The sequence below is a fragment of the Nitrospirillum viridazoti CBAmc genome (assembly GCF_000730165.1).
Lineage (GTDB): Bacteria > Pseudomonadota > Alphaproteobacteria > Azospirillales > Azospirillaceae > Nitrospirillum > Nitrospirillum viridazoti.
Genome location: NZ_CP022110.1, coordinates 1,630,651 through 1,646,138 on the forward strand (window position 1 = coordinate 1,630,651; position 15,488 = coordinate 1,646,138).

At 68.2% G+C, this 15,488-nt stretch carries 13 protein-coding genes; 9 read left to right on the plus strand and 4 right to left on the minus strand.

All coding sequences use genetic code 11. The features are described 5' to 3' along the window. Positions 1-219 precede the first annotated feature (219 nt). The gene (locus Y958_RS07565; protein WP_088871514.1) at positions 220-1,827 is read right to left on the minus strand and encodes a carboxylesterase/lipase family protein; all 1,608 of its coding nucleotides are present in this window, start codon (positions 1,825-1,827) and stop codon (positions 220-222) included. A gap of 233 nt (positions 1,828-2,060) precedes the next feature. Between Y958_RS07565 and Y958_RS07570 the strand changes: the two genes are divergently transcribed. The 8 genes from Y958_RS07570 (at position 2,061) to Y958_RS07605 (ending at position 11,112) form a co-directional block, all read left to right on the plus strand. After that, positions 2,061-2,981 carry an alpha/beta hydrolase gene (locus Y958_RS07570; RefSeq protein WP_211098472.1) on the plus strand — a complete coding sequence of 307 codons (921 nt, stop codon included), beginning with the start codon at positions 2,061-2,063 and terminating at the stop codon, positions 2,979-2,981. 202 nt (positions 2,982-3,183) lie between these two features. Next, entirely contained in the window at positions 3,184-4,200 is a 1,017-nt protein-coding gene (locus tag Y958_RS07575) for a sugar kinase (RefSeq protein ID WP_088871516.1), read from the plus strand. 26 nt (positions 4,201-4,226) lie between these two features. Continuing rightward, positions 4,227-5,708, plus strand: a complete 1,482-nt coding sequence (locus Y958_RS07580) for a mannitol dehydrogenase family protein (RefSeq protein ID WP_088871517.1) — start codon at positions 4,227-4,229, stop codon at positions 5,706-5,708. Between the two features lie 210 nt (positions 5,709-5,918). Next, complete coding sequence (locus Y958_RS07585) at positions 5,919-6,737, plus strand: 2-keto-4-pentenoate hydratase (RefSeq protein WP_088871518.1); 819 nt, start codon at positions 5,919-5,921, stop codon at positions 6,735-6,737. Between the two features lie 52 nt (positions 6,738-6,789). Further along, a complete protein-coding gene (locus Y958_RS07590) occupies positions 6,790-7,785 on the plus strand; it encodes a TRAP transporter substrate-binding protein (protein ID WP_088871519.1) in 996 nt (331 codons plus the stop codon). A 3-nt stretch (positions 7,786-7,788) separates the two neighbouring features. Continuing rightward, the gene (locus Y958_RS07595) at positions 7,789-8,313 is read left to right on the plus strand and encodes a TRAP transporter small permease (protein ID WP_244909223.1); all 525 of its coding nucleotides are present in this window, start codon (positions 7,789-7,791) and stop codon (positions 8,311-8,313) included. A gap of 5 nt (positions 8,314-8,318) precedes the next feature. Beyond that, positions 8,319-9,599 (plus strand): TRAP transporter large permease, encoded by a 1,281-nt coding sequence (locus Y958_RS07600; RefSeq protein ID WP_088871520.1) that lies wholly within the window; start codon positions 8,319-8,321, stop codon positions 9,597-9,599. Between the two features lie 196 nt (positions 9,600-9,795). Then, positions 9,796-11,112 (plus strand): carbohydrate porin, encoded by a 1,317-nt coding sequence (locus tag Y958_RS07605; protein WP_088871521.1) that lies wholly within the window; start codon positions 9,796-9,798, stop codon positions 11,110-11,112. A gap of 18 nt (positions 11,113-11,130) precedes the next feature. On the opposite strand, the gene Y958_RS07610 is transcribed toward Y958_RS07605, so the two are convergent. Further along, the gene (locus tag Y958_RS07610; RefSeq protein WP_088871522.1) at positions 11,131-12,159 is read right to left on the minus strand and encodes an oxidoreductase; all 1,029 of its coding nucleotides are present in this window, start codon (positions 12,157-12,159) and stop codon (positions 11,131-11,133) included. Positions 12,160-12,259: 100 nt separating this feature from the next. On the opposite strand from Y958_RS07610, the gene Y958_RS07615 reads away from it, so the two are divergent. Beyond that, the gene (locus Y958_RS07615) at positions 12,260-13,189 is read left to right on the plus strand and encodes an AraC family transcriptional regulator (protein ID WP_211098474.1); all 930 of its coding nucleotides are present in this window, start codon (positions 12,260-12,262) and stop codon (positions 13,187-13,189) included. Positions 13,190-13,265: 76 nt separating this feature from the next. Here Y958_RS07615 and Y958_RS07620 read toward each other — a convergent pair whose 3' ends face one another. After that, positions 13,266-14,567, minus strand: coding sequence for a hypothetical protein (locus tag Y958_RS07620; RefSeq protein WP_088871524.1), 1,302 nt, complete (start codon positions 14,565-14,567; stop codon positions 13,266-13,268). Between the two features lie 139 nt (positions 14,568-14,706). After that, the gene (kduD, locus tag Y958_RS07625) at positions 14,707-15,480 is read right to left on the minus strand and encodes a 2-dehydro-3-deoxy-D-gluconate 5-dehydrogenase KduD (RefSeq protein ID WP_088871525.1); all 774 of its coding nucleotides are present in this window, start codon (positions 15,478-15,480) and stop codon (positions 14,707-14,709) included. Positions 15,481-15,488: the final 8 nt, after the last annotated feature.

Sequence of the window (15,488 nt, forward strand, 5' to 3'; positions counted from 1 at the left end):
GCAGCCGCCGACGGCACCCCAGCCCATGCCCCTGCGTGATGGCATTCCCACACCCTCCCATTATGTCGGCGTCTTTAAGCCTTTTGGCCATCGCCGTTGTTCCTAAAATGACACCGGTTACCGACCGATGCAAGCACCAAGAGTTGTTCGCAGCGCCATCTTGCTCCCGCAGAGCCATTCTTGGCGAAACCGTTAGGGAATGCGCCGTTTAATCGGCGCTCAGGTCCCCTGCTGAGTGAAAGGCACCCGGGCAAAAAGGCGCCGCTCGGCACCACGCGGGTCCTGTTCCAGGCGCCAGTCCAGATCGAACACCAGGGTTTCCCGCCCCGACAAGGTATACGGCGCCCAGCGCGGCGCGCCGCCGGCATTGGGGTCGCCCGTGCGGGCGAAGGCGATGAAGGCGTTGCTCATCCGCTCCGCCATGAGTCGCGCCTCGGCGCTGTCGGTGGACAGCGAGTCGGGCACGCCGGTGTTGTCGAACACCAGGGGAATGTCCAGCGTGTGCGGCGCCCGCCACTTGCCGCCATCCTTGGGCGAGCCCCAGTTCAGTTGATAGGCGTAGGTCGGCGCCGCCCCCTTTCCCCCCGCCCCTTGCCCCCCCGCCCCTTGGCCTAATGCCTGCGCCTGGGCGGCGCGCACCTCCGCCTCCATCACCGCCGCGCGCCAGGAGCGGCCGGCCGTGGTGGCGGAAAAGAAGACGTCGCTTGGGCTGTAGTTCGGATACAGGCGGCGATATTCCGCCAGCACCAGGTCGGGGTTGATGTCCACCCGCATGTGCTTGGCCAATAGGGCCGGCACCTGGTCCCAGGTGAGGGTGAAGGTGGACGGATCGCTCCCGCCGATCAGCAGCCGCGTCTCGTCATGGGTGTTGCCGATGATCATGGGGATACCGGCCGACTGCGCCGGGGCGTCCGGATAGAAGGGATGGCGGGCCAGCACCTGGTCATCCAGCACGGGCCCCCAGTAGAGCCCGCCCATGCCCTGCCCGGCAACGCCGTGGATGGGATCGGCAGCGTTCAGGGCCGACAACAACTTTTCCACCGGCAGGGTGGCCGCCTCGGCCGCGCGTTCCGGCGTCAGGCCCAGGGCTTCCAGATAAGTCTTCGCGCGAGCGGTCGCGTTCAACGGCCCGGAGGCGGTGACCTGCTGGCCGCTCATGGTGGCGGCGCGGTGGAACAGGCCCTGGGCCGCCGGCGTGCCCATCAGGGTGGCGATCTTGGCCCCGCCGCCGGACTGGCCGAACAGCATGACGCGGCCGGGATCGCCGCCGAACGCGGCGATGTTGTCGCGCACCCATTGCAGGGCCAGCACCAGATCCAAGATGCCGGCGTTGCCGGACTGGGCGTAGGCTGGCCCAGCCAGGCGGCCCAGATACAAATGGCCGAAGGCGTTCAGGCGGTGGTTCAAGGTCACCACCACCACGTCGCCCCGGTGGGCCAGGCGCGTGCCGTCATACAGCGCGTCGCTGCCGGAGCCGTGGGAATAGGCGCCGCCATGGATATAGACCATGACCGGCCGGTTGCCGCCGGCCTTGGCCTCCGGCGTCCAGACGTTCAGAAACAGACAATCCTCAGATTGCGGTTCATCGAACCGGGTCTGGGGACACGCGGCGCCATAGGCCAGGGCGCCCTTGACCTCGCGCCAGGGGGCCGGCGGCTGCGGTGCCTGGAAACGGCGGGGGCCGGTGTCGGCGCCATAGCGGATGCCCTTGAATACCTGGACGCCATCGTGGCGGGTGCCGCGCACCCGGCCGTAGGCGGTGGTCACCACCGGATCGGAAGCGGCCCAGGCCCGCGCCGGCAGGGTCAGCGCCGCGGCGGCGGCCATGCCCAACCCCAACGCCTCTCGGCGATCGAATGATGACAAGGAAACGCGACTTTCCGCTTGGCGGAACGGTCGACCCGGGTTCATGCTTCCTCCCACTTCCTTTTATGGCCGAAGAACAAGAACAGGGAGGACCTATGGATCGCACCCGTCCCAATCTCGGGCCGATATATGACACCGGTTTCCATGTGTTTGTGAAGAGGGCTTTTGCGGCCGGCGTCGTTTGGGCCGTCCTGGTGACCGTGCTTCCGGGTGTCGCCCTGGCCGATGATCCGCTCACCCCCTTCCCCATCTGGCCCGGCGGCGTGGGCCCGGGATCGGAAGGGGTGACGGTGCAGGAGACGGTGGTGGAGCGTAGCGCCGATCCCGCCGCGCGGCACGACCGCTACACCGTGGGCATCACCCGGCCGCACCTGTCGCTGTACCGCCCGGCCCACCCCAACGGCACCGCCCTGCTGGTCATGCCGGGCGGCGGCTACCTCCGGGTGGTGGTGGACAAGGAAGGCGATGAGATCGGCCGGCGGCTGAGCGCCGCCGGGGTCACCGTCTTCGTCCTGACGTATCGCCTGCCGGGCGACGGCCACGTCCATGCCGCCGACGTGCCCCTGCAGGACGCGCAGCGCGCCATGCGCCTGATCCGCGCCCGCGCCGCCGAATGGGGCGTGGACCCGCACAAGGTGGGCGCCATGGGCCTGTCGGCCGGCGGCCACGTCGCGGGCAGCCTGGGCACACGCTATGACGCCCCGGTCTATACACCACAGGACGCGGCCGACCGGCTGAGCGCCCGGCCCGACTTCCTGGCCCTGGTCTACCCCGTGGTCAGCATGGATCCGGCCATCGCCCACCTGGGATCGCGCGCCCAGCTGCTAGGCGACAATCCCACCCCGGCGCAGGACGCGGCCTACTCCACGGACCTGGCGGTGACGGCCCGGACTCCGCCCACCTTCCTGTTGCACGCCGACGACGATCCGGCCGTGCCGGTGGAGAACAGCCTGCGCTTCTATGCCGCCCTACATTCCGCCGAGGTCCCGGCCGAACTGCACATTTTTCAAAAGGGCGGCCACGGTTTCGGTATCCGGGGCGTCACGGGATTGCCGGCCGCGGCGTGGCCGGACCTTTACATCGCCTGGGTGCGTGGCCTAGGGATGATGCCGTGATGGTCCTTCCGTACGGGAAAGGCCGCCTTTAATGTCACCGGTGTCAATTGGTCATTGATCCGGTCCGGTCCCGCTGGCACAGTGCGTCGGGCAAGCCCGCGGCACAGACGGGGCCGGGAGGATGCGTGGGTTGGCCTTGATCACCCCGCGGCAGCGACCAGGATGGACGCCAAGAGAGATGAACGGAATGGGTGGGCCTGTGATGCGCGGTCATGTCGTGGTGTTCGGGGAACTGCTCCTGCGCCTGGCCGCCCCCGGCCACGAACTGCTGCTGCAAAGCCCCAGCCTGACAGCCCTGTTCGGCGGGGCGGAGGCCAATGTCGGTGTCGGCTTGGCCCACCTGGGCCATACCGTGCGCGCCGTCAGCACCCTGCCCGACAACGCCATCGGCCGCGCCTGCGCCGGTGAGCTGCGCCGCCATGGCGTCGGCACGGACGGCATCCGTTACGCCGACGGCCGCATGGGCCTGTACTTCCTGTCCGCCGGCGCCGTGACCCGCCCGTCCGACGTCATCTATGACCGCGCCCGTTCCGCCTTCGCTGAGACGGACCCGGCCGCCTATGACTGGCAGGCGCTGCTGGCCGGGGCCGACTGGCTGCACATTTGCGGCATCACCCCCGCCGTCAGCCCGCAGGCCGAGACGGCAGCCCGCGCCGCCTTGCAGGCGGCCCACGCCCTGGGCCTGAAGATCTCCTTCGACTGCAACTACCGGCAGAAGCTGTGGACAGCGCGCGGCGGCAACGCCCCAGCCATCCTGCGCGGCTTCATCGAGCAGTGCGACCTGCTGTTCGCCAATGAGCGTGACGCCGCGCTGCTGCTGGACCTGGATGTGGACAAGCTGGAGGAGGCGGCGCGCTTCCCCGCCGCGGCCCGGGCCCTGTTCGACGCCTGCCCCCGCCTGCAGACCATCGCCACCACGGTGCGCAGCCACCACGGCGTGGACCAACAGGACTTCTACGGCAAGCTCGCCACCCGGCACAGCCTGCACCAGAGCCGCACCCACGCGCTGGCCGGCATCGTCGACCGCATCGGCAGCGGCGACGCCTATGCCGCAGGCCTGCTGCACGGCCTGATCCGGGGGTGGGAGCCCGACCGGGCCCTGTCCTTCGCCGTGGCCGCCGCCGCGCTGAAACATTCCATTCCCGGCGACGCCCTGCCCCTGCCCGAGGCCGACATCCTGGCGGCCCAGGACGCCGGCGGGCTGGACGTCCGTCGCTGATACCCGCCTTCCGGAGCCTGAACCTGATGACCCCGCACCTGTCCCCCGACACCCTGCCGACCTTGCCCCAGACCGTGGCCCGGCCCGGCTATGACCGGGCGGTGTGCGGCATCGGTATCGTCCATTTCGGCCCGGGCGCCTTCCACCGCGCCCACCAGGCCGTCTACACGGACGACGCTCTGGCGTTGGAGGCCAATAATCCGGAAAATCGCGACTGGACCATCAGCGCGGTGTCGCTGAAAAGCCCGGGCGTGCGCGACGCGCTGGTGCCACAGGACGGCCTGTACACACTGGTGACCCTGGACCGCACCATCGGCCACCGGGTCATCGGATCGATCCGCGAGGTGCTGTGCGCGCCGGAGGCGCAGGACCAGGTTCTGAACCGCCTAGCCGACCCCGCCACCCGCATCGTCACCATCACCGTGACGGAAAAGGGCTACTGCCTGACCGCGGCGGGTGAGCTGGACACCAGCCATCCGGACATCGTCCATGACCTGGCCCACCCGGAAACGCCGATCAGCGTCATCGGCTATGTCGTCGCCGGCCTGCGCCGCCGCCGCGCCGTCGGCCTGCCGCCCTACACCGTCATCAGTTGCGACAACATGACGGACAATGGGCGCCGCCTGGGCCGTGCCACGGCGCAATACGCCGCCGCCCTGGATGCCGACCTGGGCGCCTGGGTACGGGAGTATGTCGCCTTCCCCAGCACCATGGTGGACAGCATCACCCCGGCCACCGACGACGCCCTGCGTCAGCGGGTGCTGGACGTGACCGGCGTGGCCGACGCCTGGCCCATCCAGCGCGAGGCCTTCACCCAATGGGTGATCGAGGACCGCTTCTGCAACGGCCGCCCGGCCTGGGACAAGGCCGGCGTGATCCTGACCAGCGACGTCGGCGCCTTCGGCCTGGCCAAGCTACGCCTGCTGAACGGCCCGCACTCCGCCCTGGCCTACCTGGGCGGCCTGGCGGGCGTGGAAACCGTGGCCGACGCCATGACCACGCCGGAACTGGCGGGCTTCCTGGAGCGGCTGATGCTGCAGGACGTGCTGCCCACGGTGATGCCGCCGGCGGGCTATGATCTGGCCCGGTATGCCGGGCAGATCCTGGAGCGCTTCCGCAACCCCGCCATCCGCCACCTGCTGGCCCAGATCGCCTGGGACGGCTCGCAGAAGCTGCCCTACCGCCTGTTCGGCGTGATCGAGGAACGGCTGGCCCAGGGCCTGTCGATATCCCGCCCCGCCCTGGTGGTCGCCAGCTGGATGCACTTCGTCCGCCGCCGCGCGACCGAGGGCGCCGGCCTGACCGACCCACTGGCCCCCACTCTGCTGGACATCGGCGCCCGCTGCGACGGCACACGCGCCGATGTGGACCGCTTCCTGGCGCTGGAGGTGATGTTCGCGCCGGCGCTGGCCACCGACACACGTTTCCGCGCCGCGCTGACCGACGCCTATGCCCGCCTGGGCGATGGCGGGCGCGACGCGGTGCTGGCCGCCGTCGCGGCGCTGTAAGCCTGCAATAACAACCTGAGGTCGGATGACTCCCATCCGATCTCAGAGTTGGCTTGTAAATGACACCGGTTTCCTTTAGACACGATGGACAGAAATGACGGGATCCCAGGGAGGGGCGACCATGGCTCGGCGTGCCGTGCCTGCCGCTGCGGCAGCCATCGTCCGGAGTAGGATTTGGCGGGACAGGAATTGCATGCGCGGGGTGCGGTCATGACCGCCGCCTATTCCCCCGCCGATGCCGCCGCCGCTTTCGTCGCGGCCCGCCGGGCGGCACATTTTCTGCCAGGCTATCCGGGGCCCGCGCCTATAGATCTGGCCCAGGGCTATGCCGCGCAGGAGGTGGCGATTGGCCTGTGGCCCGATCGCATCGCCGGCTGGAAAATCGGCCGCATTCCCCCCGATTGGGAGGAGACGCTGGGCGAGCCGCGTCTGGCCGGCCCCATCTTCGCCCGCAACGTCTGGCTGGCCGAGAGCGGCGCCGTGACGCCCTTTCCCACCTTTGTCGGCGGCTTCGCCGCGGTGGAGGCGGAATACGTCTTCCGCTTGAGCGCCGACGCGCCGGCCGGCAAGGTGAGCTGGACGGAGGATGAGGCGGCGGACCTGGTGGGCGCGCTCCATATCGGGATCGAGCCGGCGGGCAGCCCGCTCGCCACCATCAACGACCTGGGGCCGCCCGTGGTGGTGTCGGACTTCGGCAACAATGCCGGCCTGATTCTGGGGCCGGAAATCACCGGGTGGCGCGCGCGCGGCTGGGACAGCATGCGCTGCGAGACGATCATCGACGGCACCAGAGTGGGCGTGGGTGGCGCACCGTCCATCCCCGGTGGGCCTTTGTCGGCCTTGCGCTTCCTCGCTAGCCATCTGGCCGCGCGCGGGCGCCCGCTGAAAAGCGGCGACCTGGTATCCACCGGCGCCACCACCGGCATCCACGATATCGTGGCCGGCCAAACGGCCAAGGTGGACTTCGGCCCCGACGGTGTCCTGCACTGCCGGGCGGTGCCGGCGACGCCCCCTGATGGGCCCCCCTGACGGCGCAACGACACCGCCAGGGTTACAAGAAATAAGCGAACGGGAGGATGGATTGATCAAGCGCCGACAACTGCTGGGGGGCATGGCCGCCGGCGCGGCCGTGGCGCTCGCCGGCGGCCATGCCCAGGCCGGCGCCCCGCCGCCCGGCACCTTCACCGCGTCCGACGTGCACGTGAAGGACTATCCCACCGTCCAGGCCATCCAGTGGATCGGCGAGCAACTGGCCAAGGAGACGGGTGGGCGCCTGTCCATGCGCGTCTACCACTCCGGCCAGATCGGGCGGGAGAACGACACCATAGACCTGACCCGCTACGGCGCGCTGGACTTCACCCGCGTGAACTTCGCGGCGCTGACCAACATCTTCCCCGTCTCCGGCGTGCTGACGCTGCCCTACGTGTTCGACGATGTGGGGCACATGCGCCGGGCGCTGGACGGCACCGTGGGCAAGGATTTGCTGGCAGCCCTGAGCCAGCGCGGCCTGGTGGCCGCCTGCTTCTACGACAGCGGCGCGCGGTGCATCTACAACGGCCGCCGGCCGGTGCATGAACCGGGCGACCTGCGCGGCATGAAGATCCGCGTGCCCCTGTCCGATATCTTCATGTCCATGGCGCAAGCCATGGGTGCCAACCCGACGCCGCTATCCTTCGGTGAGGTGTTCACCGCCCTGCAGACCCATCTGATCGACGGGGCGGAGAACAACTGGCCCAGCCTGGACTCAACCCGCCAGTTCGAGGTGGCGCGCCACTGGGCGGAAACCCATCATTCCATGTCACCGGAACTGCTGTTCATCTCCGAGCGCAGCCTGCGGGCTCTGACCCCGGCCGACCGCGACCTGGTGCTGGATCTGGCCACCCGGTCCGTCACCATGATGCGCACGCTGTGGGACAAGGACGAGGCTGCCGCCAGGGCCCACTGCATCGCCAATGGCGTCCAGGTGACGGAGGTGGACAAGGATGCTTTCCGTCGCGCCACGGAACCGGTGCTCAAGACCTACCTGGCCGACCCAGACCGCAACCGGTTCTATCGCCGCATCCGGCAGGAGGCCTGAACCATGCACGCGACCCAAGCCGTACCTGCCCCAACGGGCCTCGCCGGCACCCTTCTCACTGGCCTGTCCCATGCCGCCACCGTACTGGCCGCCATCGGCATGGTGGGGATGAGCCTGGCCGAAGGCTGGCAGGTCTTCGCCCGCTATGTCCTGAACGACAGCCCCGGCTGGACCGAACCCCTGACCCTGCTGTTCATGACCACCACCGCCTTGATGGGGGCGGCCGTGGCCGTGCGGCGGGAGATGCACTTCCGCTTCATCGCGCTGGCCCAGGTGGCGCCGCCCCGGGTGCAGGCGGCGCTCAACGCCTTCGCCCGCCTGGTGGTGCTGGCCATTGGCGCCGCCTTGGCCATCTGGGGCTGGGACCTGATGGCCGACAACTGGTCCATCGCCATGCCCGGCACGGAACTGCCGGAGGGACTGAACTATCTGCCGCTGTCGCTGGGCGGGGCGCTGATCGCGCTGTTCGCGGCGGAACGGCTGGTGGTGCCGCTGCCCACCCCCGATCACATGGTTGTGGAGGATTGAGCGCCATGGATATCGCCGTCCTCTTCGGCGCCTTCGCCGTCCTGTTGCTGCTGGGCGTGCCGGTGGGTTTCTCACTCGCCGCCGCGTCCGTGGCCGCCATCGCCACCTTGGGCCTGCCGCCCATGGTGCTGGTGCAGCAGATGACCTCGGGCATCAGTTCCACCGCCATGATCGCCATCCCGCTGTTCATCTTCGCGGGTGAGTTGATGATGCGCGGCGGCATCTCCGAACGCCTCATCGGCCTGGCCTCCGCCCTGGTGGGCCATCTGCGCGGGGGATTGGGCCAGGTGAACGTCCTGGCCTCCGCCTTCTTCGGCGGCGTCTCCGGCTCCGCCATCGCCGACGCCTCGGCCATCGGCGGCACCATGATCCCGCAGATGGTGGCGCGCGGCTTCGACCGCGACTACGCTGTCAACGTCACCATCACCTCCGCCCTGGTGGCGTTGATGGTGCCGCCCTCGCACAACATGATCCTCTATTCCGCGGCGGGCGGCGGCGGCATCTCCATCGCCGACCTCTTCGCCGCCGGCATCCTGCCCGCCGTGGTGATGGCCGTCGCCCTGATGGTCACGGCCTACCTCATCGCAGCCAAGCGCGGGTATGCGGTCGAGCCCTTCCCCGGCATGGCGGCAGTGGTGCGGCGCCTGATCTCCGCCAGCCCCGGCCTGTTGCTGGTGGTGCTGGTGTTCGGCGGCGTGCGCGCCGGCATCTTCACGGCGGTGGAAAGCGCCGCCATCGCCGTGGTCTACGCCGTCATCGTCACGGTCGCGGTCTACCGCCGCCTGGGCTGGGCCGACTTCAAGGAGTGCTGCGCCGGCTCGGCTCACACCACCGGCATCATCCTGTTCATGATCGGGGCGGCCAGCGCCTTCGGCTGGCTGATGTCCTACCTGCAGGTGCCGGCGGCAGCGGTGGATGCGCTGAAGGCCATGGCCGGCACCAAGGTCATGGTGCTGCTGATCATGAACCTGATCCTGCTGGCGCTCAGCACCTTCATGGACATGGGCCCCAAGATCATCATCTGCACCCCCATCTTCCTGCCGGTGGCCAAGGCCTTCGGTATCGACCCGGTGCAGTTCGGCGTCATCATGATGCTGAATGGCGGCATCGGCCTGATCACCCCACCCATCGGTTCCGTCCTGTTCGTGGGCAGCGCCATCGGCAAGGTGCCGGTGGGCCAGCTCATGCGGTCCATCTGGCCGTTTTACTTGGCGGCGGGCGTGGTGCTGATGCTCGTCTCCTACATACCGTTCCTGTCGCTTTGGCTGCCCAATGCTATGAAATAACGTCACTAACGTTATGAAATAACAGAACAATCAAGGAGCACTGCGACAAAACGCCCGACTTGCCCAAACCTTCGTATGGGCGCATACCGCCCGCCGAAACCGTATAACGACCGCGTTCCCCATCGCATATCCGTAACGGAACTTTGCCAAAGGAACGCAGTTGTTGAATTCATGCTCCGGCGAGCGAGTTATTTAAATGAAAATGCTTCTCACCATCACGCCTATCCTTGTCTTTTCCTGCGGCGCGGCACTGGCCGCCGAGGCGGACATACCGGAGGCGGAAAGCTGGAGCCTGCACGGCCAATTCACTTTGGTGGAGCAGTACCACCCCAGCTTCAGCTCCCCCTACCGGGGCGCCAACAGCCTGGATCCGGGCGCGCGCGGCAATGAGACGACGGACGCCACGCTCTATGCCGGCGTGCGCCTGTGGCCGGGCATGGAGTTCTACGCCAACCCGGAGATCGACCAGGGCTTCGGCCTCAGCAACACGCTGGGCGTGGCGGGCTTCCCCAGTGCCGAGGCCTACAAGGTGGGCGAGAGCGAGCCCTACATCCGCCTGGACCGCGCCTTCTTCCGCCAGACCTTCAATCTGGGTGGGGAGACGCAGCCGCTGGAGGCCGCCGCCAACCAGTTGGGCGGCAGCCGCACGGCCGACAACATCGTCATCACCGCTGGCAAATTCTCCGTCACCGACATCTTCGACGCCAACACCTACGCCCACGACCCGCGCAAGGACTTCCTGAACTGGACCGTGGTGGACAGCGGCGCCTTCGACTATGCCGCCGACGCCTGGGGCTACAGCTATGGCGCGGCGGCGGAATGGACGCAGAGCTGGTGGACCCTGCGCGCCGGGGTCTTCGACCTGTCGCGCAAGCCCAACGACAAGGCCCTGGTGCGCGGTTTCGGCCAGTATGAACTGGTGGTGGAGGCGGAGGAGCGGCACCAGCTGATGGGCCGCGACGGCAAGGTGAAGCTGCTGGTCTTCCAGAACCACGCCAACATGGGCAGCTACGGCGATGCCGTGCGGGCGGCCGCGCTGACCGGCGGGGTACCCGACACGGGTGACGTCCGCCGCTACGCCACCCGTGCCGGTTTCGCCCTGAATGCGGAACAGCAGATGGGCGACGACTGGGGCCTGTTCCTGCGCGCCAGCGCCAATGACGGCAGCAAGGAGGCCTATGAGTTCACCGACGTGAACAAGTCGCTGTCCGTCGGCGCCTCCCTCACCGGCACCTCCTGGGGCCGGGACAAGGACACCGCCGGGCTGGCCGGCGTGGTGAACATGCTGAACGCCGACGCCCGCGACTACTTGGCGGCCGGCGGCCTGGGCATCCTGGTGGGCGACGGCCGCCTCAGCTACAGCAGCGAGCGCATCCTGGAGGCGTACTACAGCGCCGCCCTGTGGACGGGCATCAACCTGACGCTGGACTACCAGTTCGTGGCCAACCCCGCCTACAACCGCGACCGGGGCCCGGCGAATGTGCTGGGCCTCCGGTTCCATGCGGAGATTTGAGGGACGGAGACTGGAGGGTCAGGCCGGCCGGAAAGTGATTCCCAGCAGCCGTTCGCTGAGCGTCCACAGCTGGTCGGCCGCCGCCGGATCGACAGCATAAGGCAGTACACCGCCCATGACGGCGCCGGGACGGCGGGTAGTCGGGGTGCCCAGGGCGGCTTCTTCCCCCGGCTGCAGCAGTTGGGCGATGTCGCAGTTCTCGCAATAGGCGCCGCCATGGCCCTCCAGCTGCGGGCTGGTAGCGCACCAGAGGGTGGTCGCCGCCCCCTGCGCAACGGTCTTCAGGTTGCGCGCCGGGTCATGGATGGCCTTGCCTTCCGCGTCAAACACGCCAAAGGCGATCAGTTCCTCCTGCGTCATGTAACGCTTCAGGTCCGTGTCCACGATGGTGCCGGGATGGACGGAAAAGGCGTGGACACCGTGGGCGCCGCCGCGCGCCTCCAGCCCCAGGGCGAACAGGATGTTGGCGGTCTTGGACTGGCCATAGGCCGACCAGCGGTCATAGTCCCGCCGCTCGAAGTTAGGGTCTTCAACCACGACCGGGGAAAAGCGGTGGCCCAGCGAGGACAGCGAGACGACGCGGACGCCCCCTGCGGCTCCCGCCTGGCGCAGCGCCGGCCACAGCCGCGCCGTCAGCTGGAAGTGCCCAAGGTGGTTGGTGGCGAACTGCGCCTCAAACCCGCGCGCGTCGCGGGTCAGCAGGTGAGCCATGATGCCGGCGTTGTTGATCAGCAGGTGCAGGGGCCGGCCGCTGTCCAGGAAGTCGGCTGCGAAGGCGTCGATAGAGGCGGGGTCCAGCAGATCCATGGCGCCGATCTCCACGCCGTCCAGGCCGGCCAGCGCGGCCTGGGCCTTGGGCACATCGCGGGCTGGCACCAAGACGGTGGCGCCGGCGGATCGCAGCGCCCGCACGGTCTCCAGCCCGATGCCGGCATAGCCGCCGGTGACGATGGCGACCTTCCCGGCCAGATCAATGCCGGCGATGACGTCAAGGGCGGTGGAGGCAGCACCAAAGCCGGAGACGATGGGTTCCTGACGGACAGGCATGACGAATACCTTTGATGAAACGAAGGGACCTCAAAGGTAGATACCCGTCCCCGAACGATGAATGCTTGTCCGTCCGCCTTACTTGCGTGAGAATCCGGAAATGAGTTCAGCTCCCCTCGACCCCTTCTCCGATCTGCTGAAATTCGCCGACGCCCAGACGGTGGTGTCGGGCGGCTTCACCGCCGGTGGCGCCTGGTGCATCCGCTTTCCGCCACCGGGCAAGATCAAGTTTTTCGCCATCCTGCGGGGCGGTGGCTGGCTGGATATCGAGGGGGAGCCGGCACCGCACCGCCTGGATGCGGGCGACGTGTTCCTGCTGCCGGCGCAACGGCCTTTCCGGCTGGGCAGCGACCTGAGGGCCACCCCCGTGGAGGCCAGAACCGTCTTCGGACCCAACACTGGCTGCGGCATCCGCCAGGTGGGCGATGGTGATGAATTCTTCCTGCTGGGCGCCCATGTGGTGCTGGACCCGGCCTACGGCTGGCTGCTGGCCGACATCCTGCCGCCGGTGATCCTGGTCCGCCATACGGCGCCAGAGGCCGACGGCCTGCACTGGCTGCTGGACCAACTGGTACGCGAGCACGCCGCCGACCTGCCGGGCGCTGGCATCGCCGCCGCGCAACTGGCGCATCTGCTGTTCATCCGCATCCTGCGGGCCCATCTGGTGGCGGGGGCCCCCTTGCCCGCCGGCTGGCTGCGCGCCGCCACCGACGCCCGCCTGGCCCCGGCCCTGCGGCTGATGCACGGCGACCCCGGGCGTGCCTGGCAACTGGGCGAACTGGCCAAGGCCGCCGCCATGTCGCGCACCACCTTCGCTCAATATTTCAAGGCGGTGGCCGGCATTCCGCCCCTGGCCTATCTGACGGCTTGGCGCATGCGGCTGGCGGAGCGGGCCTTGAAGGAACAGAACGCGCCCGTATCCGAACTGGCCCACCGCCTTGGTTATGCCTCCGAAAGCGCCTTCAGCAACGCCTTCAAACGCGTGACCGGGGTAGGCCCACGGCGCTATCGCGGGACCGTAGGCTCATAGACAATGGCCCCGAATGGCCTTGGGAGAGTTGAGAACGCGACCGACGCCGTTTCCCCAATAAGACCGCCCGCCGGTCTCAGCGCTTGGTCAGCACCATGTTCCAACCGGGGCTGGCTTCCGGGAAGGAGATCTGGGTTCCCGGCGGGGCATTGTCGAAAGCCTCCACCGCTTGGTGATAAGCCTCGAATGTGCCGCTGCGCGTCGGGTACAGCCAATCCGCCCACACCCCGACCATGAAGACGCACAGCAGGGCGCAAGCGGGAATGCGGAACTTGGCCGGCGCCTTGCACGCCAGGATCAGGCAGGCGATGAAGAAGATCAGGATGGGAATGACGAAATAGCGGCCACCGTATCCCAGCATGCCCAGCAGGGCCCATTGGTCACCCACCGGCGAGCCGGCTGGGCTTACCAGGGCGCAGGCCAGCAGGATAAGCCCGGCAAGGCAGAATTTCCGGAAGCTCGACGGCCCTTTCACCAGCGCGAAGGCAATGATGGACAGGCCCGCCAGGGCGATAACCCATGCCATCGCGGGCTCCTGCCATAGCGCGCCCTGCTTCAGGACGCCGACGTTGGCGGTGCCCAACACGCCGCTGAGGAACACCTGATCCGTCAGCATGCGCGCCAGCCGCGTGGCACTGGCGCCCAGCACCAGGCTCTGGCGCTCCCCCGCCCCAAGGGTGAGCAGGCACAGGACCTGGATCAAGGCGGTGGATGCGACGATCGCCGCCTGAATGAAGGCATGGCGCCGTTGATCGGGGGCAGCACCCAGCCATTGCCACAGGGCGACGGGGGCCAGGAACACGCAGAATGGCCCGGTGAGCCCGCTGACCAGCAACACGCCGTACTGAAGCCCCCGCCAGCCCCGCCCCTGCGGCGCCGGCAGCACCAGCATCAGGAAGGACAGGAGCATCAGGTGCCATTGGGCATTGGTCAGGTTCAAATGGATTTCATACGAATTGGGAACGCCCAGGTAAAAGAGCACAAGCGCCCCGCGCGCCCAGAGGGACGGGACAAGCGGCGCCCCCCGCAAAAGCAAAAGAACGGCGGGCGCCACTTGGGCGATGAAGCCGCCGGCCATCATCCACCCCGGCAGCCATCCCAGCGGCAGGGCCCGGGCGACCAGGGCCATGGCATAGGGGAAAAGGTTGATGTACCCGGCGCTGGGCATGACCAGCACCCTCAGGCCCTTGGTATAGGCGTTCTGGAACCAGATGACGCCATCCTCAGCCCACAGGGTCGGATGCATCACCCAATCCGCGTCACGGCTGACCAGCAACGCGGACAGGACAACGATGGCCAGAATCTTGACGGCGAGGGAACCGGCCAGATGCCGCCCGACGGTCGGTCGGCTGATCAGCGGAAGAGGCGTGTCGGTCACGGTCGATGCTCGCTTGATAGTATCGCTGTCGCGACCTGCAATCGACCATATCTACCGCATCAGCCGGTGCCATAGAACTTTTTCGGCCAGCATTTCCTGACGGGCACCCTCGCCGGCCCCGGTTTCCCGCATGCGGGGATCACCGGGCCAGCCACCCCCCATCGACCGCCAGGACGGTGCCGTGCACATAGTCGGCAGCGGCGGAGGACAGGAACACCGCCGCCCCGCCCAAATCCTCCGGATGCCCCCAGCGGCCGGCGGGAATGCGGGCCAGGATGTCGCGGTTGCGCGTCTCGTCGTTGCGCAGCGCCTCGGTATTGTTGGTGGCGAAATAACCGGGGGCGATGGCGTTGACGTTGATGCCCTTGGCCGCCCACTCGTTGGCCAACAGCTTGGTCAAGCCCGCGATGCCGCTCTTGCTGGCGGTGTAGGACGCCACGCGGATGCCGCCCTGGAAGGACAGCATGGACGCGATGTTGATGATCTTGCCGCCCCCTGGGCCCCCGCTTCCCTGGTTCACCATACGGCGCGCCACGGCCTGGGCCAGGAAGAAGGGCGTCTTCAGGTTCACGTTCATCACCAGGTCCCAATCGTCCTCGGAGAATTCCAGGGCGTCGGCCCGGCGGATCGTGCCGGCGTTGTTGACCAGGATGTCGATGCGGCCGAAGGCGGCGACGGCCTGGTCCACCACCTGCTGCACCACGCCAACACTGTCGAGATCGGCATGAACGAAGTGGAAGCGGGCGCCCGCCTCCGTCACCGCGGCCTCGGTCTCCAAGGGCGTGCTGCGGCCGGCGGCCACGATGTCAGCACCGGCCCGGGCCAGCGCCACGGCCAGTCCCTGCCCCAGGCCGGTGTTTGCGCCGGTGACCAGGGCCACGCGGCCGGTCAGATCGAACGGGTTGTAAGCCATGGGATCGC

Excerpts from the sequence above, each read along its gene's own strand:
- Y958_RS07565 (WP_088871514.1), bottom strand. The coding sequence starts at position 1,827 with ATGGCCGCCGCCGCGGCGCTGACCCTGCCGGCGCGGGCCTGGGCCGCT.
- Y958_RS07575 (WP_088871516.1), top strand. The coding sequence starts at position 3,184 with ATGCGCGGTCATGTCGTGGTGTTCGGGGAACTGCTCCTGCGCCTGGCC.
- Y958_RS07580 (WP_088871517.1), top strand. The coding sequence starts at position 4,227 with ATGACCCCGCACCTGTCCCCCGACACCCTGCCGACCTTGCCCCAGACC.
- Y958_RS07585 (WP_088871518.1), top strand. The coding sequence starts at position 5,919 with ATGACCGCCGCCTATTCCCCCGCCGATGCCGCCGCCGCTTTCGTCGCG.
- Y958_RS07595 (WP_244909223.1), top strand. The coding sequence starts at position 7,789 with ATGCACGCGACCCAAGCCGTACCTGCCCCAACGGGCCTCGCCGGCACC.
- Y958_RS07600 (WP_088871520.1), top strand. The coding sequence starts at position 8,319 with ATGGATATCGCCGTCCTCTTCGGCGCCTTCGCCGTCCTGTTGCTGCTG.
- Y958_RS07605 (WP_088871521.1), top strand. The coding sequence starts at position 9,796 with ATGAAAATGCTTCTCACCATCACGCCTATCCTTGTCTTTTCCTGCGGC.
- Y958_RS07610 (WP_088871522.1), bottom strand. The coding sequence starts at position 12,159 with ATGCCTGTCCGTCAGGAACCCATCGTCTCCGGCTTTGGTGCTGCCTCC.
- Y958_RS07615 (WP_211098474.1), top strand. The coding sequence starts at position 12,260 with ATGAGTTCAGCTCCCCTCGACCCCTTCTCCGATCTGCTGAAATTCGCC.
- kduD (WP_088871525.1), bottom strand. The coding sequence starts at position 15,480 with ATGGCTTACAACCCGTTCGATCTGACCGGCCGCGTGGCCCTGGTCACC.